The organism is Thalassotalea montiporae, from assembly GCF_053485855.1.
In genome coordinates this window covers 60,913-85,156 of sequence record NZ_JBQRUO010000004.1, presented here as the reverse complement: position 1 = coordinate 85,156, position 24,244 = coordinate 60,913, and the positions used below count along the sequence as shown (strand labels likewise).

The window sequence follows — 24,244 nt, the reverse complement described above, 5'->3', positions numbered from 1 at the left end:
GTTTATCAAAGGAGAGTTATGATTCAGCTATACGCTGGCACAAGTGCCCTAGAAACAATTAAAGCCGAAGGTTTTCACCAATCTTTGTTTACCGGTTTCTTGGGCGCAAGTGGCGGCCCCAAATGGTTTACCCTATACGGATTAGATAAATACCTGTTTGGTGAATTTTTCAAAGCAAGGAACCAGCCGCTAAACATTATGGGCTCTAGTGCTGGCGCATTTAGAGCCGCATGTTTTGGCCAATCTGACCCTGTTGCAGCCATTACGCGTTTAGCAACCGATTATTCGCAAACGGTGTATGCCTCCAAGAAACCGACTGCGGCAGAAATTACAGAAACAGGCCGCATCCTGTTAGACAAAGTGTTGGGTAAAAACGGCGTTAACGAAATTATTAGCAACCCTATTAGAAAAGCACACTTTGTTGTCGCTAAATCTAACGGCTTTGTCGCTAGTGAAAACAAATTAACGCAAGGCGCAGGGTTACTTAGTAGCTTTGTTCGTAACCGTATGAACAGGCAGTTACTGCGCAGCCAATATGAACGTTACATATTTCAGCCGTCAAGCAGTGATATGACCATTAGCGACCCTGACGAATTTACCACGCACATCACCTACCTGACGCCAAACAATCTTAAGCAAGCGCTATTGGCTTCAGGCTCTATTCCTATGGTAATGCAAGGAATTGCTGATATTCCCGACTGCCCACCGGGGATGTACCGCGACGGCGGCATTGTCGACTATCACTTTGATATTAAAATTCACAACCCAGGATTAGTGCTTTACCCACATTTCAGTCAAACACTGCGTGCTGGCTGGTTTGACAAAAGTTTATCACGCCCGATTCGAGCGCAGAATTACGACAACATTGTCGTGATCTGTCCAACACAAGCATTTGTTGAATCTTTACCACTGAAAAAAATACCTGATCGCAAGGATTTTACGGAATTAGACAGCCAAACCCGCATCAAAATTTGGCAACAAGTACTCAGTCAAAGTGAGCAACTTGCTGAGGGCTTGCACGAACTGATTCAGACACAAAACCTAGATAAAGTTAAGCCGATTTCGCAGTTAGCGATGCACTAAATTTGCAGTTTCTAGCCGACAACTAATTAACACCAAACAAATGCCTAATAAACACCTAAAAAATAGCTAATTACAACAACAGTGATACCAAGGAATAGACATGGAACAAAACACCTATACCGCAATAAAGCTCATCGCTAGACCAACAGGTGGCCCAATTACACAAGACTTGTTTGACGTAGTGCAATTGCCAAAACCAGTGCTTGAAGATGGTGAAATTTTAATTCAACAAACCTACACCTCACTTGATCCTGCGATGTTTGGCTGGATGAGTCCTGACACCAACAGCTATATTCCGCCTGTTGCACTAGGTGATGTGATGCGAAGTGGTGGTATTGGCAAAGTGATAGAAAGTAAACATCCAAGCTTTCAAGTTGGCGATCGCGTTACGGGCTTATTGGGTTGGGCAGAGCTCATAAAATCAGATGGCAAAGGCATTAATAAAGTTGAAAACGACCTACCCGATGAAGCGATATTGTCGATTTTTGCCCTACCCGGCTTAACCGCAACGCAAGGCTTATACGCAATTGGTAAACCTCAAAAAGGCGAAACTATAGTTGTTACCGGTGCCGCGGGTTCTGTGGGCTCGCTTGTAGGTCAGCTAGCTAAAGCTGATGGCCTTAACGTTATCGGTGTTGTTGGTAGTGAAGACAAAGCCAAATGGATCACACAAGAGTTAGGTTTTGATGGCGCCATTAATTACAAAACGGATGATTTAGGGGCGAAACTAGATGAACTTGCACCTAATGGTATTGATGTATTTTTTGAAAATACTGGTGGGCCGATTCAAGAAAAAGTCTACTATCGTATGAATGTGCATGGCCGAATCGCCGTATGTGGCATGATTGCCGACTATGCAACGATGACACCACCGCCTGGCCCTAACTGGATCCAAATGATCAAAAAGCGCTTAACGGTACAAGGTTTTGCAATGCCCGATCATTATGGTGAAATTCCACAGCTATTCCAAAAATTAGCGCCTTACGTAATGCAAGGTAAAATAAAATATCGCGCTCATGTCCTTGACGGCCTGCCGTCTGCTATTGAAGGGTTAAATCTATTTTTTACCGGCGGTAACAAAGGTAAGCTAATGGTTAAGCTGTAAACACTAATCAAATTAATCCCAAAGAACGAAACTAGAACCAGAACAAGAACTGTAACTAGAATAAATAGTAGAACAACAAAGGAAAACACAATGAAATTTGGGCACACATTTCTCAAAACGGCAATGGCAGGTATGCTAAGTACCGCAGCTTTACTAGGCTCGTTAAATGCCTACGCTGACCACAAGGCAGATCATAAACACCAACAAACGCAATTAACATTCGATGAGAGCAGTTTTAGTTGTTTGGCAAAGATGACACCAGTGCGCGGTTTTTTCGTAGATAATTTACTCCCCAACAAATTAAAAGACACCGTCGCAATTGCCGAACAAGGCCAAGGTACATACCCAGCGGGCTCTGTTGTTCAGTTAGTACCTAGTGAAGTGATGATAAAACACCCCAAAGGTACCAACCCGACAACCAATGACTGGGAGTTTATCGAGCTAGCCGTTTCTGCCGACGGTAACAAGTTTACCGCTCGCGGATTTGACGACGTTAAAAATAAATTTGGTGGTAATTGCTTAGATTGCCACAAAAAAGCGAAACCAGAATTTGATTTAATATGTGAAACCGGACATGGCTGTGACCCAATACCAATCACTCGCCCAATGATAGATGTGATTCAAAAAACTGACCCAAGATGTAAAGACAAGCCACAACTTACCGCTGACGAGCTAGTCATTTTAAAACAATTAAAAGCCATGCTCGGCGGAGCATAGCAACACGGTTAAGTCTGAGCCCAGCGATAAGCTGGGCTTTTTAATTTGTTATTCCTTTAGTGTACGTACCTTAGCTAAATTAGTCTTAGCCGTGCGCTAGTACTGGTAGACAAAGCCAATGCTGGCATCGGTTTTACCACTGAGTAAACTCAAATAGCAATCGTTAAGTTGTTCAAAATTGGTGATTTCTTGAACCTTGATATGCTGCTTTATTTCGTCGATAAATAGATTCATTGATTGTGCTATTTGCACAGTAAGTTGCGCGCCGCCAATGGTTTTACTTTTTACCTTTATTTGTGCTGGTGCAAAAAACATTTCTGGCTTAGCCCCGGGTAAAATGGCGTTATGCTCAGTGTTTGTTGATAGATCTTCAATATGTGTCGCGCCAACACTGCAAGAATAGACTAAGTTCTCAGCAAAATGGTTATGCACGCTCGCCAACACTTGCTGGCTGCCGGCCATATCAACAAAAATACTGGCTTTGCGATTGTCTAGTTTGGCTATTTCATCATAACTAATCACTTCATCGTATAGGCCAGTCGATGTCACAAACTCTACCCGTGACGATGACGTTAATCCAAGCAGTTTAACTGCTTTACCGTTGGCACGCTGACGACTGGCAAACGCAAGTGCCATGCTTGTTTTACTCGATGCGCTCGAAATAACATACTGACTTGCACCAAAGAAGTTATGATCGGTCATAAAATCATCAATAAGCCATGACGTTGTGTACAAGCCTTTCACTAGTAATTGATAAGGCTCTGTCGACTCGTTATAAAAAGGATTCTTGGCTACTCGCTCGTAGTTAGCGTAAACACTAGAAAGCTGGTGCCGGTGCTGCACTGTGTCACTAAAGCCAAACGGCGTGATTTGGCCAGCTTGGATCACAAGTGACTGCGTCATCGGAAAAAAACCAAAAACTCGTTCACCTACGACTATTTCATCATGATTCGACTCAACCACTGTGGCAAAGGCCATCACCGGTATTCTGCCCCATTTCTCCTGTTCTTCGCCTGCGGGAAAAAATCGCCAATAACCCAATAGCTCGCCTGCAACCCCATAAGTCACGTTGTTTGCTGTTAACGCAAATTTATCAACGGCTAACCGAATTTGTCCTGATTGCAACGTTAATTTAGGTTCAGAAACAACACGCGTATTTGCAAGATTTAGCTTGTTTATTTCTAAGACTGATTGTTGCTGTTGAGTATCCATAAAAACATTATCCTTTTGGTATTTTTTCTATCTCTCTGTTTTTAACCGACTGTTAGCATTGAGCTGTGTTTGTCACAAAATCACCAATCGCTTGAGTTATCGCGTCTGGCTGTTCATGCTGTAACCAATGGCTATTGTCAGGGAATTGCTTAATCGTTAAGTCTTGTACATAGTCTTCTAAGCCGTCTAGGCACTCGATAACAAATGCTTGGTCTTGTGCTCCCCAAAGCACCAGCGTCGGTACTTTTATCAATATTTTAGGGATAGTAATTGCTTCTAATGCCGTTAATGGTGATTCAGCTTTATCGGTTGAAGCGGCTTGGGATTGCGTATTGTTATTTCTGGTACGAGCTGCGAGCTGAGGCATAGCCCTGTAGTATTGCAACATACCGTTAATCCCGCCGGGTCGTTGCCAAACCGCTAAATATTCACTTCTTAACTGATCTGTGGCGAGATCTTTTGCAAGTCCCTTCATAATTTGATCAAACAAGTAGCTAAATTGGTTTTCGGATAACAAGTTTTCGGCTTGAGGAGAGATAAGTTGGTGGATGTAGCCACTACGCAAGCGTTGCTCGGCATTGTATTTCATCTCTCTGGTAAATGTGCTCGGGTGTGCGGCATTTAAAATAACAAGCTTTTTCACTAGCTGTTGATTAAAGGCCACAAGTGGCCAAGCAATGGCACCGCCCCAGTCATGGGCAACAAGATAAACCGGCTGGTTATGCGACACTTGCGCGATAAATTCGCTTAACACCTTAACCAAGCTTTCTATTTTATAAAAAGCGTTATCACTCGGTTTATCACTAAGGTTATAGCCGGGTAAATCAGGCGCAATCGTATGATATGACTTGCCGAGTACAACTAGCTGATGTCGCCACGTTCCCCAATACTCTGGAAAGCCATGCAGAAAAACGATAACACCGTTGTCGCTATTTTGAACGCCACATTGCGAATAGTGTATTTTTAGTCCGGAGACGTTTGCATAGCTATGTTTAATTTCGGTATTCTGTGATTGTTCAACCGCACTGTTCTTCATTTGTTATCTGCTATGTTTATTCTTGTAAATAATGGCGGTTTATCGTCTATGCGGATTAACTAAGTAAAAAACTGAACCGCATCGTCAGTGCTAGCGCGATCTGTTCTTGCTTGATTTGCATTTGCATCAGCTTTTGCATAGCCAAAAGACATACCAAATAAAATGCCTCGCTCTTGGGGTATTCCCAGCAGTTCTTTTACAGGGTCTGGGAACTGCCCTAACGCGCCTTGCATACAGTTTTGAATACCGTGCTCAGCAAGAATTAACGACAGCGTTTGTGCATAAATACCTAAATCAACCGCCCCCATAATATCTAGATATTTGTCCATGGTGAAAAACGCTGCATGTGGTGCACCGAAAAACTGCCAATTGTTTGCCATCGCCATTTGGCGTGCTTTTTTATCCTCGCGCGCAATTCCTAGCGCTGAATACAACGCATTAGCAGAGCCAAATTGACGTTCGCGATGTATGCCTTGATATTGTGGCATCCAGTTAAACTCTGGATTGGGTTTGGCGCCACTCATTAACGTAGTCATAAATTTATCGCGCAGTGTCGCCAATGTATTACCGGAAACGACACATACCTGCCATGGCTGAACATTGCAGTTAGACGGTGCCTGCTGTGCTTTGGTAAAAATTTGTTGAAGTAATTCACTGTTGACAGGCGTGCTTTCAAACGCTCTAACTGAATATCGATTTGCTAAAATATCGCTTACACTGGTAATGTCTGACATCTTTTTTCCTTTTTTCTTTTTTTACTATGCGCTTCTGTTTTACTTATAACGGTCTAAATAACTGACTAATAAAGTAACGGATCAATAACGTTTATAACACACTGTTTTCTATTCTATTCACTATAAATAAAAAATGGCGTGGCTCAATAATTGATAAAATAATTAATATTAAGCAACACACCATATCGATCATGCTTGTAAGCACTTTTGTAAACTTTGAGGCAATAGTTAAACGGTTTTAGAGATCAAGCGATAAAAGACGCTGGGGACTTCTTTTACCCCCTGCATCTCTAAAACCGAGCCCTTAAAACCGTTTTTTCAAAGTGATACCGTATGTTGCAGGCTCTGATACATAGGCATTTAATTTGCCATCTTGAATCGGTACATTAAAATTCGTTCGATTAATGTATTCCTCATCCAGAATATTTCTGCCCCAAAGTATTACGTCTAGATCTAATTCCTCAAATTTGACAAATATGCGTGCATTCAACAAATTGTAAGCATCTTGTTCTGCATACGGGTCGTTACTCGCATCAAGCACCATATCACCTGTATGGCTATAATCAGCTTGAATATACGAATAAATACCGTCAGCTAAGTTAAACTCTTTTTTAATGCTTAAAATTGCAAAGTCTTCTGGTTCGCCGCCAGGTCTGTCACCTGTTCGGTTACAGAAAGGGTTTGGATTCGCGGGATCTGTGCTTTCTTGCCCAGGGTCAACAATACCTGTGTGCCATGTAAAAGCATTCCAACAGTTACCGCGTTCAAAACTTTTATATTCTGAATTGACCAGCGCATATGCGAAATTAACCTCAATGCTTTCGGTTGGATACCAAGTTGCCTCTAGCTCAAAACCAGATATTTCATAGTCACCCGCATTTTGCAGGTTAAATCCGTTACCGGTAAATGTATTGGCTTGGAAATCGTCAACTGTTGTGTAATGAGCAGCTGCATTGATTCGCAAATCTTGATTGGCAAAATCTTTCTTTAAGCCAATTTCTATCGACTCTGAGGTCTCTGCCTCAAAAATGGGATCAAAACCTGGCGCAATGCGGTCAGTGTTAGTGCCGCCTGACTTGTAGCCTGTACCATAAGACACATAAGCCATAGAGTACTTATCAAATTGATAACTTAGCTTAACCGTGCCCGTAAATTGGACATCATCAAGGGTTTCGATAATATCTTCACGGGTAGATGTTGTCGGCCCTAATGCTTGAAATCCCCAACCCGGCGTTTGAAATGGCACAAAAGCTTGTAGCGCTGCCTGCCCCTGTGGTGAAGTAATATCAATTTGCCCTGCACCAATTCCTTGTAATATTGCAGCAGCAACACCTGCCCCATAAATAAGCGTGCCAGGTACTATAGTGGCAGGATCGCTCGGGTCGCCAATGCTATTGAAGAAAGGTACAAAACTTGAGCCATCAGAGAAGTTCTCACTAAACACTGTGGACAAATCTTTACTTTCATCCGTGTACCTAACACCGGCTGTGAGCGTAAGTTTGTCGGTTAGTGAAAAGTCGAACTGGGTAAATACGGCGTAACTTTCATGTTCTTGGGTGGCAACATGATCAAAACCTACGCCTCCGGGCGCTGCTTGAGCTGTTGGCGCAATTAAGCCACCTGTCGCTGCACTGAGTTGGTCAATACCATTTAACAAAGGATCTAATGCCCCTTGAAAATTCGCCATGAAAAACGTGTTAAATAAATCGTCGGTATATAAGCTGTAGTTTAGGTCAATGTCTTGTGTGAAGTAGTAAAAACCTAAAATATAATCAAGTGAGTCACCCGAGTACGTCAGGCGTAGTTCCTGAGAGAATGAATCTTGCTCAGCATCATTGATGGTGCCGAATAAATCAGCATCGGTAAAATCACTATCAATATTGTCATAGGCTTCAAAGCTGCGATATGCAGAAATAGCCGTTAGAGTATATTGATCGTTTAGATCCCAGTTTATTTCCGCCGACAACCCCTTATCAGTCATTTGCGATTCAGGCAGGAAGGAAACCGCAACTTGGCGATCATAAAATTGATCATCGCGAAATACCGTTGCATTAAACGGCGGCTGGCTCAAAAAAGCATCACTGCCGAATTTTCCTGGTATTTCACGCGCCTGAAAATTAGACACTTGCGTTGGTGCCGCGCAGCAAATTTCATCGATTTCCCCTTGATCAGCGATAATGCGAAGTTCAAAGGAGTCACTTGGGGTAAACAGCATTTGTAAACGTGCGCCCCAGCGATCGCGATCGTTTAAAATATTGTCACCTAAATTAACATCATCAACAATGCCATCTCGCTGACTAGTAAAACCAGTGACACGAAATGCGAGAATATCGTCAATTGCCGACAACGACATGGCACCAGCAACATTCAGTAAACCAAAATTACCAGCGGTTAATTCAACAAAACCATCATCACCATCGTGACTCGGTTTCACTGTGCGCACTAACACCGCACCTGAAGGTGTATTTTTACCAAATAAAGTACCCTGCGGGCCGCGCAGCACCTCAATACCTTCGACATCGATAAGGTTATTGATCATCGAGTTTTGACGAGCGCGATAAACGCCATCAACATATAAACCGACCGATGACTCTAACCCGTAGTTTTGTGACGAAGTACCAACACCGCGAATAGAAAAGCTAGATTGAGTGGCATTTTGTGCTTGAAACGCCCCCAGCCCTGGCACAGATTTTTGTAAATCGAACAGATCTTTAATAACAGCCTCTGCCATTTCCTCACCGCTAAAGGCCGTCATCGCAATAGGTACTTCTTGTTGATTTTGTACTCGTTTTTGTGCAGTTACGGTAATACGCTCTAGAAAAGACTCATCCACTGTTTGTTGTTCTGACTGAGCCTGTTGAGCAATTATACTGGGCGACGTCAAATACGCTGACGCCATCACAGCCAACGCAATTTTATTGCGCTTGAACTGACTTGTTTTCATGTGCTTCTCCCCAAAAGCAATTAGCAAATTATTATTGTTATTAGCAGCCGTTTACGGCCTTATTTTTATTGTTTTCAATTGCTAATTTGTTAAGTGGTCGAGCCAGTGTCAACTATTCAAATAGAGCGCAAACTCTACTCCAGATGCTAATTATGGGTGGGAGATATAAGACGTAGGCTGTTTGTGACAAAAACTGGGCGCTATAGACTATTTAACAACCAAATACTAAAGGCTATAAACTATTAACATGTTCATAATTCATCAGATTTTTAATAAATCATATTAATAGTTTAATTTAAATTTAATGCATAAAGGTGAAGGCGTTGTGGATTAGATTTTAATGAACTTATCTATTTCAATATGGCGACATTTGCTACACTGCGCGAAAAATTTTAGGAGTAGTCCAAATGATCCCTTTAGGTACGTACCAACACTTCAAAGGTAATAAATACCAAGTCACCCAAGTTGCTCGGCACAGCGAAACTGAAGAATGGATGGTGGTTTACTACCCACTTTATGGCCGCATTGAACAATCAGGAACGCCTGAGTTTTGGGTTCGGCCACTGGCCATGTTCGATGAAACCATAGAACGAAACGGTAAAACGATGAAAAGATTCAGCTTTGTTCAGGGCGAATAGCTTAGCCTAGTGGTTAATCATGCCTAGTGGGTAATCATGTTAACCAAGCTCATCAACTGTTAGCACTAGCTTTCCAATATTGGCATTGTTAGACATTCTTTGATGAGCCTGCTCTACATCCTGCCAAGAGTAACACTTATCAATCACAGGTTTTATTGCGCCATTTTGCAGATACAGCTCGTCACTAAAATCGCTGACAAATTGGCTAACAAGCGCGGCTTTATATTGATCAGTGCGGCTACGCAAGGTGCTAGCGGTTAAGCTGATGCGTTTTTGTAGCATACGCGCAACATCAAGCTGTTCTGCATATCGACCACCGAGTATGGCTAATATAACGATGCGCGAGTCTAACGCAGCAACTTTTAAATTTTGGTTAACGTAATTACCGGCAACAACATCCAAAATGACATCAAACGCTATGTCCGCTTGTTTAGCCCAGTCTACAAACGATGAACTCTTATAGTTAATCGCGACATCTGCCCCTAACTCAATACACGCTTTGGCTTTTTCTTCGCTGCTGACAGTTACTGCAACAAAACAACCTCTGGCTTTTGCCAATTGAATAGCTGCACTGCCGACACCACTTGCGCCAGCATGAATGAGCAACTTTTCTTTCTGGTTTAACTGGCTAATAGTAAACAACGCTTGATAAGCGGTTAAATAGGTTTCTGCTAACGCTGCGCCTTGCTCAAATGAATAGCTGTCTGGCAATTTAATCAGGTGATCCGTTTCAATAACCGCATATTGCGCATAACCGCCACCGGCAACAATAGAACAAACGCGATCACCGATTTGAAATTGCCCGGTATTGTCAGCAATAATTTCGCCGGCGACTTCTATTCCTAAGATTTCTGATTCACCAGCTGGTGGTGGATAAAGCCCTGCTCGTTGCAGTAAATCTGCACGATTAATACCAATGGCTTTAACTTTAACTAAACATTGTGACTGACTAGGCTCTGGGATAGTGGTTTGGCTAAACGTTAGGGTGTTGTTTTTTACTTCAATAAAATGCATATTTTTTTCAAAAATCGTCATTTAGCTAAGCTACTAATTAAAAAGAAATTAAAGACGAGTTTATCGGCAGAGCACATGTAAGACAAGGTGACAGCCGATTGAACCTGTGAATGAGTTAGCCAATAGAAAAATGATTAAGAGACTGATATTCAACTTGATTATGAGTCACATTGGCAACCTCAGCCTGGCTCGGCCCTTCTTTAAGCCATTCAAGCATTTTATTGACGTTATCTTCCTCGCCGCACACAAGCACTTGCACATCACCATCTGCCAAGTTTTTTGCATAGCCGCTAAGTTGCAAATCTATCGCCATTTGCTGACATGACGCACGAAAATACACCCCTTGTACTTTGCCGCTAACATTTGCAAGACAACATATCGCCATATTTATACTCCTTTGATTGCACAGGCAAACGGCTTTCACTACAATCTGCCCAATTTTGTTTTCTCTAAGTATAGGCATATGTCAGCAAGAATTTATTTAAATGTTGGTCGTGAAAAATCTTTACGCCGCAAACACCCTTGGGTGTTCTCAAAAGCCGTGAATAAAGTTAAGGGTAAACCTATGCTTGGCGAGACTGTTGATGTATTTGACAGTAAAGACAACTGGTTAGCACGCGGCGCATATTCACCTGAATCTCAAATGCGAGTTCGTATCTGGACCTTTGATCAAAACGAAAATATCGATCGTGACTTCTTCAAACGCAAACTCGAACAAGCTCAAAGCCGACGTGATTGGTTTATCGATCAAGGCGAGCTTACCGGATATCGCCTTATCGCAGGTGAATCTGACGGTATGCCCGGTATAACCATTGATAAATACGACGATATTATTGTTTGTCAGTTACTTTCTGCAGGTGCAGAGTTTCATCGTCATACTTTAGTTGATGTATTAACAGAACTTTATCCTGACTGTGGTGTTTACGAACGCTCTGACGTTGACGTTCGTAAAAAAGAAGGTCTGGAAAAACAAGTGGGTTGGCTAGCAAATGAAAAGTCGTCAACCGAGCGCGTCATTTGTGAGCACGGTATTAACATTATTGTTGATGTTGCTACAGGCCATAAAACAGGCTTTTATCTTGATCAACGCGATTCTCGATTAGCTGCTGGAAAGTACGCAAAAGATAAACACATTCTCAATTGTTTTTCTTACACAGGTACGTTTTCGCTTCATTGCGCGGCGGCAGGTGCGGCTTCAGTAACTAATGTTGATGTATCGCAAGCAGCGTTGGATATTGCCCAGCGCAACTTAGCTGAAAACAACCTTGAAAATGCGCCAGTAGAATTTGTTAAAGAAGATGTATTTAAGCTACTGCGTAAATACAAAGCAGACGGTGTTCGTTTTGACATGATTATCATGGATCCACCCAAATTTGTTGAAAACAAAGCGCAGCTAACCAGTGCTTGTCGCGGATACAAAGATATCAACATGTTAGCGATGCAATTACTGAATCCTGGCGGTTTATTACTTACTTTTAGCTGCTCTGGCCTACTTGACGCCCCGCTATTTCAGAAAGTTGTTGCTGATGCCGCACTAGATGCAGGAAAGTCTTGCCACTTTGTAGAACGCTTACACCAAGCTGCTGATCACCCTGTATCGAGCAACTACCCAGAGGGTTACTACTTAAAAGGCTTTGTTTGCCAGGTTAACTAAGCTCAGGTTTAGTAGATTACGGGAGTGGTTAGCTAAACAACAAAATAAACACCATCAACATAGGGGCTAGTTAACTAGCCCCTTTTAGTTGTATAGCTCATTGTGCGTGCTTATTGGTATACATTCATTCACCAACATTAAGGTGTAGGTGGAGGGTTCAATGGCGGTGGTAACACATCCGCTGAATTTACGGGAATTTTAAGCCCGGTGTTGGCATCATAAGGAAAGCCTGTCGGAATAATGTGAACGCCGACAGGACAGCTGATCAATGCAGCTATACCAAGCACCATTCCTTCGCCACCTGCACCATAACCACCTACTGATATCGCTTTGCAGCCTACCGTTTGACTGCGATTTATAGCCAGTTGTAATTCTTGGGCGGCTTCAACGCCACCAGCATTAGATTCACCAACAATGACAAAACTCTTAGTTGGTGCATTAGAGACAGGCGTGTGTTGACAGCCTGCTAGTGATATCGCAAATGCGAGTACCAAAGAAAATGTCGATAATCTACTCATCTAGCTCTCCTTGGGTTATTACTAAGCTTTAGTTAGTTAATATTGACTTGTTTAACAACAAGATATTTAGTCCTCCCGTATCTAGTGGCTAGTCTATTAACTGTAGACTGTTAAACATTAGGTTCAAGTTATGTTTATTAGGCTGCACTTTAATTAGCGATTGTAGTTAATATTAATAACTAAACTGGCGCTCGCAAGGCACTCCATCTCTATCACCATCCATTTTCGTATTGGGGCAGTTGTTGAGAAAAAACTCTGTTTCTTCACGAGATTTCATCTCGCGACAATATTGACGGCCATCACAGGAAAACTGTTGTGATTTGATAACAGCTTTATCTTGATAATGCTGACTTTCATATGCTGGTTTATTCGGAATGAGTGCCAGCTTATCTACGATCACAAAAACGACTAGTACACCTAGCGCAATAGATAGCCGATAGAGTTTACTAGGCTTGGTTTGCACTCTGTTCGTATGAAAGACATTATTTCGTGCTGACTGTTGATAATTTTGCCTCTGGTGACTCGGGTTTGAACGCGAGTTAAATTCATTTCCAGTGCCATAACTATCTAAGCTTGTTACACCGACAATATTGGCATTTATTGCGCGTTCTTTGCCATCTACTAACGCCACATCAAAATTAATCATGTCGCCGAGCATAGGCTTTCGAGCGATATGCTTTAGCACTGATATATGAATAAAAATGTTGTTTTCTAACACTTGTGACTGAATAAAACCAAATCCTCTGGCATCGTTCCACTTGATTAGCTTTCCTTGGTACTTGCCTAATGACATTCCTTGGTAAGATCCTTTATACATCGTTGAATATTATAGCTTTAATAAAAGGCTGGCTATTCTAGATAAAACCTTTTGCTGTTTCTATGTCATTCGTCAATTTTCTACATAGAGTTGATATCTCGATGATTTATATCAACTTACTTTTATAGAATTGAATAAATTGAAATGTTTAAGTTGAATTGAGTAGATCGAATTTGAGCAAATCTTAAAACGAAAGTTGTATCGTTTAAGCGAATAGAAAAATAAAATTTAAAAATTGTGAAACTTTTTTGCCTAACGCCCTATCTATACCATCACTCATAGCAACAGTGTATTGCTGAATTTTTTCGCCACACAAGTTGTGTCCACTGATCGTTAAAAAATCATATTTTAACGATTTTTTAACATGCTAAATGCCCATTCTTAAAGTTTGTAACACCTTGAGTTACAAACTCGCTATTTCTACGGGTAATCCCTTAGCTTTATTCAGTATTTCTACGGGTTAACACAAATCCACACTTCAAGTATTTTTGCCGTCGGTTTTTCGGCTGCATAGTTCTCACGTCGAGCGCGCATTCATCAGCCGAATTTATTTACATAATAAAGGTAGTATTATGAAGAAGTCTTTGGTTTCAGTAGCAGTGTGCGCAACACTTGCTAGTGCTCCATCATTCGCTGAGTACAGTGTAGAAATAAACGAAGATCACAAACTGTCATTTGGCGGCTATTTTAAAGCAGACTTTAGAAACGTGAACGGAGATCTTGCCTACCGAGATTTTTGGACAGGAAATAACATCGTTAAGCCAGACACTAACGAAACCCGTTTTAACGTTAGAGAATCACGCTTTAATATTAAATATCAAAACGCTGCAGTAAAAGCTGTTTTAGAGTGGGATTTTTACGATGATCAAAACCCAAGCGGCTCAACCGAAACAGTAACAGGCGGTCATTCTCTTCGCTTACGTCACGCCTATATCGATTATGACAAATGGCGTGTTGGCCAAACGTGGTCAACCTTTATGCCATTGGTATCAATCGCAGATGCGCTAGATTTTGGTGGTGCGCATGTTGGTCAAACATTTATTCGTCAAAGCCAAGTACGTTACACAACTGGTGGCTTAGAAGTCGCGCTTGAAAATCCGTCAACACAATCTGGCATTAGCCAATCAGTGCCTGATGTAGTTGCGCGTTACACAGTAAAAGGTGACTGGGGTCAAATGGCAGTTGCTGGCTTAATGCGTACCTTGGACAACGGTGATGACGCTACAGCAGCTGATGGCAGCCAGTTTGCGTACAACATCCATGGTCGTATCAAAACGTTTGGTAAAGATGATTTCCGCTTTTCATACAATGATGGTCGCTCAGGTCGATATGTAAGCCCAGGCGCTAACATCAATGATCTTGCTAAAGATGGTGATATCCACAAAACGCAAGCCTACACCCTAGCTTACCGTCACTTCTGGACAGAAACATGGCGTTCAAGCCTTTATTACGGCGATGTAAAAATTGACGAGTTAGACGTTGAACGCAACCACTGGGGCCTGAACCTGATCAAAAACATCACTCAACACTTTAGTGTCGGTGGTGAAGTTGGTCGCTACCAAACAGAATCTGCAGAGTCAGATTACTTCCAAGTTTCAGCAAAATATATCCTCTAGCAGGGATTCATAAAAAAAGTGCTGCCTATAGCGGCACTTTATTTTACCAAACTAACGTTTCAAGCGACTCAGGAGAACTGCAATGAATCTTAGTATTAAAGCAAAAATGATTTTGCTTACCACAGCTGCCCTAGCAATTATCGGCGGTATTTCTATTATAGAAACAATTCTTACCAAGAATATTGTGCTAGCAACTGAGTCAAAAAACGTTGGTAGCGCAGTAGAAAAAACACTTAAAGAAAACCTGCAAGCACAAATTGATACAGTTACCCTTTCAGCCGACTTGTTCTATCAACAAGCACACAAAGACAAAGTAAAAGAAGAGCTTGCCGAAGAGCTTACGGTTATTCACCAAACTATGGCGGCTATTTATAATAATACCGAGGCTAAATCAGCAGCAAAAGCTCATATCCATGCTTTTTTAAATAATTATACTTGGGGTAACAACCGCTATGTCTTTAGTTACGACAAAGACACTATTAACTATGTTACCCACACGTTAAAGCCTTCACTTATCGGCACATCAGCAAAAGATTCGCAAGATAAGAACGGCGTATTTTATGCGAGAAATATCGTTAATGCTGGTACTTCTAGCGACGTAGGCTTTACCGAATATGCATTTGTAAACCCAAATACGGATCAAGTAGAAAACAAGCTTACCGCCGCAAAATTATTCGAGCCGCTTAATATCGTTATTGCTACCGGCGAATACATCTCTAGTTTACAAGCCGACAAGCAGGCGCAAGCGCTTGCAATGATCACTAAAGCTAAGTTTGGTAAAAATGGTTACTTCTGGGTACAAAACAGCGAGGGTGTTTTACTAGCGCACCCAAAAGCATCGATTGTAGGCACAAGTATTGCGAACACGATTAAAGTTGCTAATCAACTTAGCAGCCATAATGATGCCTTTGTAGATATGGCATTTAACAACCCGGCAACTAACCAAACTGAAAACAAAATTGCTTACGCTCGTAAAGTATTTCCTGATTGGGGTTGGACAATCGCTACCGGCGCCTATGAAACTGATATTATTGAAGCGCAAAACCAGTTAACCACAGCAACCAAAGACATTTTTGAACATCAAACCATTCAAAATATTGTGTTTTTGGTTATTGCAACGGCAGTAGTGATTGGCTTATTCCTCTACTTTATTAATCGTATTACCCATCGTTTATCAGTGCTTAATGAACGTATTACTAGCCTTTCAAGTGGTGAAGCTGATTTGCGTTCACGATTAGAAATTACTGGTCAAGACGAAATTACCGACATCGCAAAATCAGTTAATAATTTTATCGCTTACCTGCAAAACATGCTTAAAGAGCTTGCTTCATCTTCTGCTCACATTACGCAAAATATCGGTAGCTTAACCACTCAGTCTGAGCAGAATCACACTGCATTAAACAACCATGCCAATGAAACTGAGCAAGTTGTTACTGCCATTACTGAAATGAGTGCGACCGCGAACAGTGTTGCTGACAGTGCCAATCAGTCTGCCCATAGCACGAACCAAGCTGAGCAAGAAGCTAACGAAGCGCAAGAGCTAGTCAAATCAACAACTGCAAGTGTTGATAAGCTAAAAGGTGAAATTGAACAAGCGGCGGATAACATTAACACCATGAATGACAACACTCAGGAAATTGTTAATGTGTTAGGGGTCATTGGTGAAATTGCTGACCAAACTAACCTGTTGGCGCTTAACGCCGCAATTGAAGCTGCGCGTGCGGGTGAACAAGGCCGAGGCTTTGCTGTTGTGGCCGATGAAGTTCGCGCCCTGGCCTCTCGCACACAAACCAGTACTGAAGAAATTAGCCATATTTTGGCTAAGGTACAAAATGATGCCGCTAACGCTGTAGCCGCAATGGAAGCGACACAAGCGAGCTGCCAATTAGCGTCTGATAACACAGAGCAGGTATCTACTAGCTTATCTACAATGACTAACGCCATTGTTCATATCAACGACTTAAACAATCAAATCGCGACCGCTGCCGAGCAACAAAGCGCGGTAACTGAAGAAGTCAGCCAGAATATGAACAATATTCAAGTCGTAGTGAATGATTTATCGCAAGGTGGTGAACAAACCATGGCGAGTAGCCGCGAGCTGGCAACAACCAATGAGCAACTGTCTGGGCTGATAAATCAATTTAAAGTTTAACGCTGTTATGTAAGATACATTGATTTGAATAACGACTAAGCAGGCAGTGCCTTGGTAATACTGAGGCACTACTCTGACACTTTTTGGTAATGTTAAGGCTTGGTCGTTAGCTAAAAAGTTAACGAACCTCTTTTTCTAACTCAACTAACTAAGCTAACTTCAAATTACACTTGCTCTAACAACCATTCTAGGGTTGGCAAAAACTCAACGACATTGCTAAAACTATTTATCTAGGCCATAGTCAATGGCATATCGCACAAGCCCAATGGTTGACTCTATTCCTAATTTCTTTTTGATATTACGCTTGTGTGTTTCTACTGTACGAGCGCTAATATTTAACTCTTGTGCAATTCTTTTGTCGTTTAATCCTTGCGATACCAAACGCAATATTAAATGCTCACGACGTGTTAGTGACACCCTCTGCTCACTAGTCAATTCTTGCGAGAGAATATCGGTAACCTCTGCGCTAAAATATGACTTTCCACTCGCAACTTTTTTGATCGCAGAAATAAGCTCATCACCGGGTACATCTTTCAACACATAACCATTCGCACCATGACGCATAGCCGACAAAATATATTCTTTACTGTCATGCATGCTAAGCATGATCACTTTACAATCAAGCTGCTGCTCTCTAATAAGCTCTAATGCATACATACCATCCATTTCAGGCATATTAATATCCATCAGTACGACATCAAATTCAAAATGCTGGAGTAAGGTTAGCGCTTGTTGTCCATTTTCAGCTTGATTAGTTACTTTAATCTCAGGATCAAGGCTGAGTCTGAACATCAATCCTTCGCGAAAAATTGGATGATCGTCAACAAGTAGTACTTTAATCATGTAAATTTATTATTTTCTTAGTCCGTAAGAGAGTTAACGCCGTTATTATAATGTAATTGGTGCTTCGGGATATACGCTATAATGCTTGTTTTTCCCTTCACCGAAGAAACTTCTAAACGCCCTTGATAAAAACTAATGCGCTCTTTCATATTGCGAAGGCCGATCCCCATGCTCGGCTTATTTGAGCGTTGAATACTGTGATAATCAAAACCTTGTCCGTTGTCAGTAATCTCCAAAGTAACCCAGTCTTCATCTAATGTTGACGTCACTAATATTTCTGATGCCTTTGCGTGACGCTCAACATTAGTCATTGCTTCCTGAGCAATGCGATACAGCGCTAACTTGAGCTCTTTTGAAACTAAATTAGCAACAGCTAAACGCTCAACAACCACTTTAATTCCTGATCTTTTACTTAATTTTTGTCCCATTTCATCAAGTGCAGCACTAAGCCCATGATCTTCCAAAATTCCTGGGTGAAGTTGGTGTGAAATACTGCGGATGTCACGCATTACGCTCCCCGTTAAATCAACAGCATGTTCAATATCTTTTGTGGGATCTTGCTGATGTTGAACCTTTAGTTTTATCGTTTCCATTGAATACTTTGCCGCGGCTAACGTTTGCCCAACACCATCATGTAATTCTCTCGAAAAGCGTTTGCTCTCTTCCTCTTGAGTTTGAAAAATGCGTTCGTTTAACTCTCGTAGCTTTTTATCTGCTAGCCGCTTTTCTCCATACCTAAAATAGTGGCTAGTAATAAACACCATGACAGTGGCTAATACACCAATAAGGAAAATGGTTTGTGATGCCGATTGAATGTGTTTGGTGACGGCTGATTCTATTTCAGTGACTTGGTTGTCTATATCATCAATATAAACGCCTGTTCCAAATACCCACTGCCACTCAGGAATTTGTTCCGAATAAGCCATTTTTTTGGCCGTTTCGCCAGTAGACGGTTGGTTAAACACGTATTGTGAATACCCGCCGCCATCACGACTATTTTCTATGATTGACTGAACAATTTTTACACCATTCAGATCTTCCATCTCGTACCAGTTTTTCCCGATACGCCATTCTTGGCCTGGTAGAACAACATTTACACCGTCAAAATCGTAAGCGAAAAAATAGCCATCCGAGCCAAACCGCATCTTGGTTAAAATTGCTTTAGCTTGCGCTTGATAAACATCTTTTTCTAACGCTTGTCCTTGATATAAATGTTCAACCGCACCTCGAGCTAATGAAACATAGTTTTTTAATTCTTCTAAGCGATGATTCACTACATTTTGACGATACGTATTTTCCAGCTGTGTCGATAGCTCATTAAATTCCATGCGTGTCGTGTACAAGACAGTGCATAAAGCAATAAGTAGCGGAACTGTGGTAAACAATTGTAGTTTCAAGTTTATATTCATTAACACGCCTAAAAGCTTAACTTATAAAGAATGTAATTTATCCGGCGCTATTATACGTCTAAGACGATTTCACTCATAGAATTCACTCATAGAAGTTATCTGTTAAGGTGTTTATTTGCTTCCATCTGTTTGAGAAAATAAACAAAGTAAATGCTATTAACTTCCAACTTTACTCATTTTAAACGCCTAAAATCGCAGTCTAGCCACTACCATTAACAACTCTAGTACCTCTTATTATCTAACTGATTTAGCCATTTTTATTGAGCATGCCTCAGGACCTTCAACTTTATAAAAAAAGCTTCAAGTAATTTGTAAGTATACACTAACACGCCTCATAGAGTTATCGGGGTTATCTTAAGTGCAACGCATAGAGTTACCAGGGTTATTTTGATATCAACTTTAGGGGTTGCTGGAGTTACAATCAATTTGCTATAGAGGGTTATAAGGGTTATGGTGTGTTAAGTGGTTAAATTAAGGACAATCTAAGATGCACTACCCGGTTAAATTTGCTGGCAACCTTATGAGTGGTTATCAGGTATTGGTTCCCGATCTACCTGGCTGTGAAGTGAATTGCGAATCAATAGATCAAGGCTTAAAAAAGGTAAAAGACGCGATCACAGCTCATTTAATGATTTTGGCCGAATATGGGGAGCCAGTACCGCCAGCGAGCCAAATCGATAAATGGCTGGAAAAAGAAAGCGACACCAATGCCGCGAATGTTGGGCTAACTTGGGCAATTATCGAAATTGATGTGGCACAATATTTAGGTAAGAGTCATAAAATCAACGTGACACTGCCTGAGTTACTTATCAAGCAAATTGATGATCGAGTAAGCAAATCAGAGCAATACAAAACACGCTCAGGCTTTATTGCCCAAGCATGCTTGGCTGAACTCGCTATAAAAGATTAATGATGCAAACTACTATAACTAATTAAACCAAGCTTTTATTCTTCATGGGAACTAGCGATTTGTTCAATCAAATCTTTTTCTAGGAATTTGCTTGCTTGCTCGGCGTTTTCTACATTAGGTACTACACCAAGCAGCGGCGCATCTAAATATTGACTGAGTTCGGTTATGTTTTCTTGTTGATAATCCATTGGCACAATACAATTTGCGACCCACCCAACAACAGTTAAACCATCACGCTTGATGGCTTCATAACTAAGCAGCGCGTGATTTAAACAGCCCAGTTTCATGTTCACCACTAATATTACGTGCTGTTCAGTTTGTTTGGCAAAATCTGAAAGAAACTGACCTCCTCCCAAAGGCAAGCGCCATCCGCCGGCCCCCTCAGTTAATACCACATCAGGCGCGAAACTATCTAACGATTTAAACAAGTCAGTAACCTGCACTGCGTTGATTTTTTGTCCTAGCGTCTGTGCAGCAATATGAGGTGCAATTGGCTCTTCAAATGCAACAGGGTTAACACTTTCAAGTGGTTGATTACAATTGGCCAGTTGCTGTAATTGTAATGCATCGTGATTCACTAGCTGCCCGCTAACGTTATCGCAGCCAGCTGAAATTGGTTTGAATACGGCAACTTTGCTTGCCTTAGTTAAAATATTGACAATTGCACAGGCAACTAAGGTTTTACCCGCATCGGTATCAGTTGCTGTTACGAAAAGGTGCTTTGTTTTTTTACGGGGCATTTTTTTGAGGCCTTTTTGGCGTTAGCGATTGAAAGGTACGCAAAAAGCGCTACGAGTAATTTCAGGTGTTTTATGCCAAGGGTTTCACGACTTGCCCTGAAAAAACGCGATACGTTGCAGGATATACACCGCTCGGCTCAACAAAGTCTTGATAAGCCTGAGTCATTCGCTGCCATTTGTCTTTGCCAGCCAAACCACGATGCTGTTTCTTAGGTACATGGTTAGCGCCTAGTCCTTTGAGCTCTCGCGCTAAATGAAGCACATTTTCATATTCCAGAATAACATCTTGCACATGATGACATGTTAACTCCCAACCTTGGCTATCTAACGTTGAGAGAATATCGATATCTTTTTTAAAGTCGATAACGTGTTTGTCATCGTCCACTTGTGCCCAAGAAGACTTAAGTTCACTTAAGGTTTGATCAAGTAAAGTCGTAAATACAAATCGACCACCTGGTTTGAGCACTCGCATTAACTCTTCAAATAGGTGCGCTAAGTTATCGCACCATTGAATAACTAGGTTGGAATAGATTAAATCGATGCTGTTGTCTTGAAAGGGTAAATGATAGGCATCACCCGCTACCAAATGGTCTACTTTTCGATGTGACCTTGTGTAATTGAGCATTTTATTAGAAATATCAACACCGATAACGCGTTCAAAATTCCCTGATAAAAGTTCAGTAAAAAAACCTGTGCCGCAACCTAAATCGATAACGGTTAACTGCCGTTCTTGTGGCAGCCAAGGCATTAAATGTTTGCCACTATAACGCTGTAAACGCGCTGAAACATCATAAGAATTGGTTGCTGAATCAAATGATTTAGCAATTTTTATTTGGTTTAACGTATTTGGCATTACACCAATACCTCATTTAAACATTCTGCTAAGTATATGATATCCCTTTCTTTATGGTTCGCACAAATGGTTACACGTAACCTAGATGTACCGCTCGGCACTGTCGGTGGCCGAATTGCTGTCACCCAAATTCCTTTTTGTTTTAGTTTTTCGCTCGCTGCTAACGCTTTAGTTTCTTCTTGAACATTAATGGCATGGATTGATGATGTGGTAGGCACCAAATCTATGCTGCTATCGAGTTGGCAACTAAATAACCTTGTTAGAGAAGAAAGCTTTTCTTGTCGCCAAATTTCTTTTTTTATCGTCTCTATGCTTTTTTTAGTCGCCCACGCTATAGCCGGTGAAATTGCCGTTGAATAAATATAGTGCCTTGCAAAATTAACGAAATAATCATGTAACTCTGCATCGCATGCTACAAATGCCCCACTGGTTGCAATCGCTTTACCAAATGTTGCCATCACGATATCGACATCAGCGGTCGCGATACCTTGTCCTTGTTCACCCTTGATGCCAATACTATGTGCCTCGTCAAGGTAAATCATGGCATCTGCTTTATTCGCCAGCTGCGTTAAGGCGTCAATATCAGCTTCATCACCATCCATACTGAAAACACCTTCAGTTGCAATCAAGGTGTTTAACTCATTGTTTGCCGCCGTCGTTTTCGCGAGTAATGCGGCTAGATGCTGATAATCATTATGGCGATATCGTTTTAAGCTGGCTTGAGATGATAATGCTCCATCAATAATAGATGCATGTGAGAGTTTATCCAGTAGTAACTGCACGTCTTTTTGACCTAGCGCATGCATTACTGCTTGATTTGCTGCAAATCCGCTACTAAAAAGCAAAACACGCTCTCGCCCGAGCCAATTTGCAGCTGTTTCTTCTAATGCTTGATGGGCGTAATTAAAACCAGTGACTAGACTTGACGCACTAGCGGAAACACCGAACTTTTCAGCCCCTTCGATCATCGCCGCTTGAATGTCAGGATGATTATTGAGGCCTAAATAATCGTTAGAGGAAAAGTTCAGGTATTTTTTACCATCAACAATTATCTCTCGACCACTACTACCTGCAATGCTAACTCGCTGACGATACCGATTTAGTTGAGTTTGCTGAGCCAATTGCTCAGCAATAAATTTGAATTTCATCTATCGCGCTAATTGTTAAAACTAGCCAGCGTTATAAAACAGGTCTTGGTTTTCTTGTTCACTAATTGCGGTGTGAATTTTCTTTTCATCACTGCCATCGTCAACAAGCGACTCAATGGTTTCTGTATTGATGCCAAGCTTATTGAACAATGCAATATCTTGGTTAGTTTCTGGGTTCGCCGCTGTTAATAACTTACAGCCGTAGAAAATCGAGTTTGCACCAGCTAAGAAGCAAAGCGACTGCATTTGCTCGTTCATGGCTTCTCGGCCCGCCGATAAACGAACATGGCTTTTGGGCATCATAATACGCGCAACGGCAATACAACGGATAAAATCGAATTCGTCTAAATCGGCAACATCCGCAAGTGGCGTACCGTCAATTTTTACCAACATATTAATGGGTACACTTTCTGGCTGTGGCTGCAAATTTGCCAGTTGCACTAACAGTGAGGCACGATCATTGGCTTTTTCACCTAAACCAACAATACCACCGCTACACACTTTCATGCCGGCAGAACGCACATTGTCTAGCGTGTCTAATCTGTCTTGATAAGTGCGCGTAGTAATAATTTGATTATAGTGCTCTGGCGAGGTGTCCAAGTTGTGATTATAGTAATCTAAACCCGCTTCTTGTAGCGATTGGGCTTGGTCTTTAGACAGCATACCAAGCGTCATACAAGTTTCTAAACCCAGCGCCTTTACGCCTTTCACCATTTCGGTGACATAAGGCATGTCACGCTCTTTTGGGTTACGCCATGCTGCGCCCATACAAAAACGCGTAGAGCCTTGCGCTTTCGCTTGTTTAGCGGCTTCCAGCACTTTCTCAACTTCCATTAAGCGTTCTTTTTCAATATCGGTTTTGTAGCGAGCGCTCTGTGAACAGTATTTACAATCTTCGGGGCAGGCACCTGTTTTAATCGACAACAAGGTGCTGACTTGAACTTCGTTGGCATTAAAGTGCTCACGGTGCACAGTTTGTGCTTCAAACATCAAATCATTAAACGGTTTGTTAAATAATGCGTTAACTTGTTCGATTGTCCAATTGTGTCGAACCTGAGATAAATTTTCTGTCATAGTGTGCCCGTCGTTGCTGTATTGCCA

22 protein-coding genes are annotated in these 24,244 nt (G+C 41.5%); 8 read left to right on the top strand and 14 right to left on the bottom strand.

The window, feature by feature from the left end; all coding sequences use genetic code 11:
- Nucleotides 1–18 precede the first annotated feature (18 nt).
- The 3 genes from ACSLUR_RS13210 (at nt 19) to ACSLUR_RS13200 (ending at nt 2,905) form a co-directional block, all read left to right on the top strand.
- Nucleotides 19–1,083 (top strand): patatin-like phospholipase family protein, encoded by a 1,065-nt coding sequence (locus tag ACSLUR_RS13210; protein ID WP_448555263.1) that lies wholly within the window; start codon nt 19–21, stop codon nt 1,081–1,083.
- A 100-nt stretch (nt 1,084–1,183) separates the two neighbouring features.
- The gene (locus ACSLUR_RS13205) at nt 1,184–2,188 is read left to right on the top strand and encodes an NADP-dependent oxidoreductase (RefSeq protein WP_448555261.1); all 1,005 of its coding nucleotides are present in this window, start codon (nt 1,184–1,186) and stop codon (nt 2,186–2,188) included.
- Between the two features lie 90 nt (nt 2,189–2,278).
- Nucleotides 2,279–2,905 (top strand): hypothetical protein, encoded by a 627-nt coding sequence (locus tag ACSLUR_RS13200; RefSeq protein ID WP_448555259.1) that lies wholly within the window; start codon nt 2,279–2,281, stop codon nt 2,903–2,905.
- 96 nt (nt 2,906–3,001) lie between these two features.
- On the opposite strand, the gene ACSLUR_RS13195 is transcribed toward ACSLUR_RS13200, so the two are convergent.
- The 4 genes from ACSLUR_RS13195 to ACSLUR_RS13180 form a co-directional block, all read right to left on the bottom strand.
- On the bottom strand, nt 3,002–4,117 hold the full coding sequence (locus ACSLUR_RS13195; protein ID WP_448555257.1) for a DUF2855 family protein: 1,116 nt from the start codon (nt 4,115–4,117) through the stop codon (nt 3,002–3,004).
- Between the two features lie 52 nt (nt 4,118–4,169).
- Complete coding sequence (locus tag ACSLUR_RS13190) at nt 4,170–5,153, bottom strand: alpha/beta fold hydrolase (RefSeq protein WP_448555255.1); 984 nt, start codon at nt 5,151–5,153, stop codon at nt 4,170–4,172.
- A 59-nt stretch (nt 5,154–5,212) separates the two neighbouring features.
- A complete protein-coding gene (locus ACSLUR_RS13185; protein WP_448555253.1) occupies nt 5,213–5,887 on the bottom strand; it encodes a nitroreductase in 675 nt (224 codons plus the stop codon).
- Between the two features lie 304 nt (nt 5,888–6,191).
- The gene (locus ACSLUR_RS13180) at nt 6,192–8,831 is read right to left on the bottom strand and encodes a TonB-dependent receptor (RefSeq protein ID WP_448555251.1); all 2,640 of its coding nucleotides are present in this window, start codon (nt 8,829–8,831) and stop codon (nt 6,192–6,194) included.
- Between the two features lie 407 nt (nt 8,832–9,238).
- Here ACSLUR_RS13180 and ACSLUR_RS13175 point away from each other — a divergent pair, with 407 nt between their 5' ends.
- Nucleotides 9,239–9,469, top strand: coding sequence for a DUF1653 domain-containing protein (locus tag ACSLUR_RS13175; protein WP_448555249.1), 231 nt, complete (start codon nt 9,239–9,241; stop codon nt 9,467–9,469).
- Nucleotides 9,470–9,508: 39 nt separating this feature from the next.
- Here ACSLUR_RS13175 and ACSLUR_RS13170 read toward each other — a convergent pair whose 3' ends face one another.
- Both ACSLUR_RS13170 and ACSLUR_RS13165 read right to left on the bottom strand, forming a co-directional pair.
- A complete protein-coding gene (locus ACSLUR_RS13170; protein WP_448555247.1) occupies nt 9,509–10,504 on the bottom strand; it encodes an NAD(P)H-quinone oxidoreductase in 996 nt (331 codons plus the stop codon).
- A gap of 94 nt (nt 10,505–10,598) precedes the next feature.
- Nucleotides 10,599–10,868 (bottom strand): acylphosphatase, encoded by a 270-nt coding sequence (locus ACSLUR_RS13165; protein WP_116013505.1) that lies wholly within the window; start codon nt 10,866–10,868, stop codon nt 10,599–10,601.
- Nucleotides 10,869–10,946: 78 nt separating this feature from the next.
- Between ACSLUR_RS13165 and ACSLUR_RS13160 the strand changes: the two genes are divergently transcribed.
- Complete coding sequence (locus ACSLUR_RS13160; protein WP_448555244.1) at nt 10,947–12,137, top strand: class I SAM-dependent methyltransferase; 1,191 nt, start codon at nt 10,947–10,949, stop codon at nt 12,135–12,137.
- 137 nt (nt 12,138–12,274) lie between these two features.
- Here the strand turns inward: ACSLUR_RS13160 and ACSLUR_RS13155 are convergent, their stop codons facing one another.
- Both ACSLUR_RS13155 and ACSLUR_RS13150 read right to left on the bottom strand, forming a co-directional pair.
- Complete coding sequence (locus ACSLUR_RS13155) at nt 12,275–12,655, bottom strand: hypothetical protein (protein WP_448555242.1); 381 nt, start codon at nt 12,653–12,655, stop codon at nt 12,275–12,277.
- A gap of 172 nt (nt 12,656–12,827) precedes the next feature.
- A complete protein-coding gene (locus ACSLUR_RS13150) occupies nt 12,828–13,448 on the bottom strand; it encodes an excalibur calcium-binding domain-containing protein (RefSeq protein ID WP_448555240.1) in 621 nt (206 codons plus the stop codon).
- Between the two features lie 596 nt (nt 13,449–14,044).
- On the opposite strand from ACSLUR_RS13150, the gene ACSLUR_RS13145 reads away from it, so the two are divergent.
- Together ACSLUR_RS13145 and ACSLUR_RS13140 are read left to right on the top strand one after the other, a co-directional pair.
- A complete protein-coding gene (locus ACSLUR_RS13145) occupies nt 14,045–15,088 on the top strand; it encodes a DcaP family trimeric outer membrane transporter (protein ID WP_448555238.1) in 1,044 nt (347 codons plus the stop codon).
- A gap of 82 nt (nt 15,089–15,170) precedes the next feature.
- Nucleotides 15,171–17,240, top strand: a complete 2,070-nt coding sequence (locus ACSLUR_RS13140; protein WP_448555236.1) for a methyl-accepting chemotaxis protein — start codon at nt 15,171–15,173, stop codon at nt 17,238–17,240.
- 222 nt (nt 17,241–17,462) lie between these two features.
- Here the strand turns inward: ACSLUR_RS13140 and ACSLUR_RS13135 are convergent, their stop codons facing one another.
- On the bottom strand, nt 17,463–18,083 hold the full coding sequence (locus ACSLUR_RS13135) for a response regulator (RefSeq protein WP_116000274.1): 621 nt from the start codon (nt 18,081–18,083) through the stop codon (nt 17,463–17,465).
- Nucleotides 18,084–18,100: 17 nt separating this feature from the next.
- Nucleotides 18,101–19,492: a cache domain-containing protein gene (locus ACSLUR_RS13130; protein ID WP_448555234.1), complete on the bottom strand. Its 1,392-nt coding sequence runs from the start codon at nt 19,490–19,492 to the stop codon at nt 18,101–18,103.
- A 487-nt stretch (nt 19,493–19,979) separates the two neighbouring features.
- On the opposite strand from ACSLUR_RS13130, the gene ACSLUR_RS13125 reads away from it, so the two are divergent.
- A complete protein-coding gene (locus ACSLUR_RS13125) occupies nt 19,980–20,402 on the top strand; it encodes a type II toxin-antitoxin system HicB family antitoxin (protein ID WP_448555232.1) in 423 nt (140 codons plus the stop codon).
- Between the two features lie 35 nt (nt 20,403–20,437).
- On the opposite strand, the gene bioD is transcribed toward ACSLUR_RS13125, so the two are convergent.
- From bioD to bioB, 4 genes are all read right to left on the bottom strand, one after another.
- Complete coding sequence (gene bioD / locus ACSLUR_RS13120; RefSeq protein WP_448555230.1) at nt 20,438–21,142, bottom strand: dethiobiotin synthase; 705 nt, start codon at nt 21,140–21,142, stop codon at nt 20,438–20,440.
- 70 nt (nt 21,143–21,212) lie between these two features.
- Nucleotides 21,213–21,995, bottom strand: a complete 783-nt coding sequence (bioC, locus tag ACSLUR_RS13115; protein ID WP_448555228.1) for a malonyl-ACP O-methyltransferase BioC — start codon at nt 21,993–21,995, stop codon at nt 21,213–21,215.
- The gene (bioF, locus tag ACSLUR_RS13110) at nt 21,995–23,143 is read right to left on the bottom strand and encodes an 8-amino-7-oxononanoate synthase (RefSeq protein WP_448555226.1); all 1,149 of its coding nucleotides are present in this window, start codon (nt 23,141–23,143) and stop codon (nt 21,995–21,997) included. The genes bioC and bioF overlap by 1 nt, the downstream gene beginning before the upstream one ends.
- 21 nt (nt 23,144–23,164) lie before the next feature.
- Nucleotides 23,165–24,217, bottom strand: a complete 1,053-nt coding sequence (gene bioB, locus ACSLUR_RS13105) for a biotin synthase BioB (RefSeq protein WP_448555224.1) — start codon at nt 24,215–24,217, stop codon at nt 23,165–23,167.
- Between the last annotated feature and the right edge of the window lie 27 nt (nt 24,218–24,244).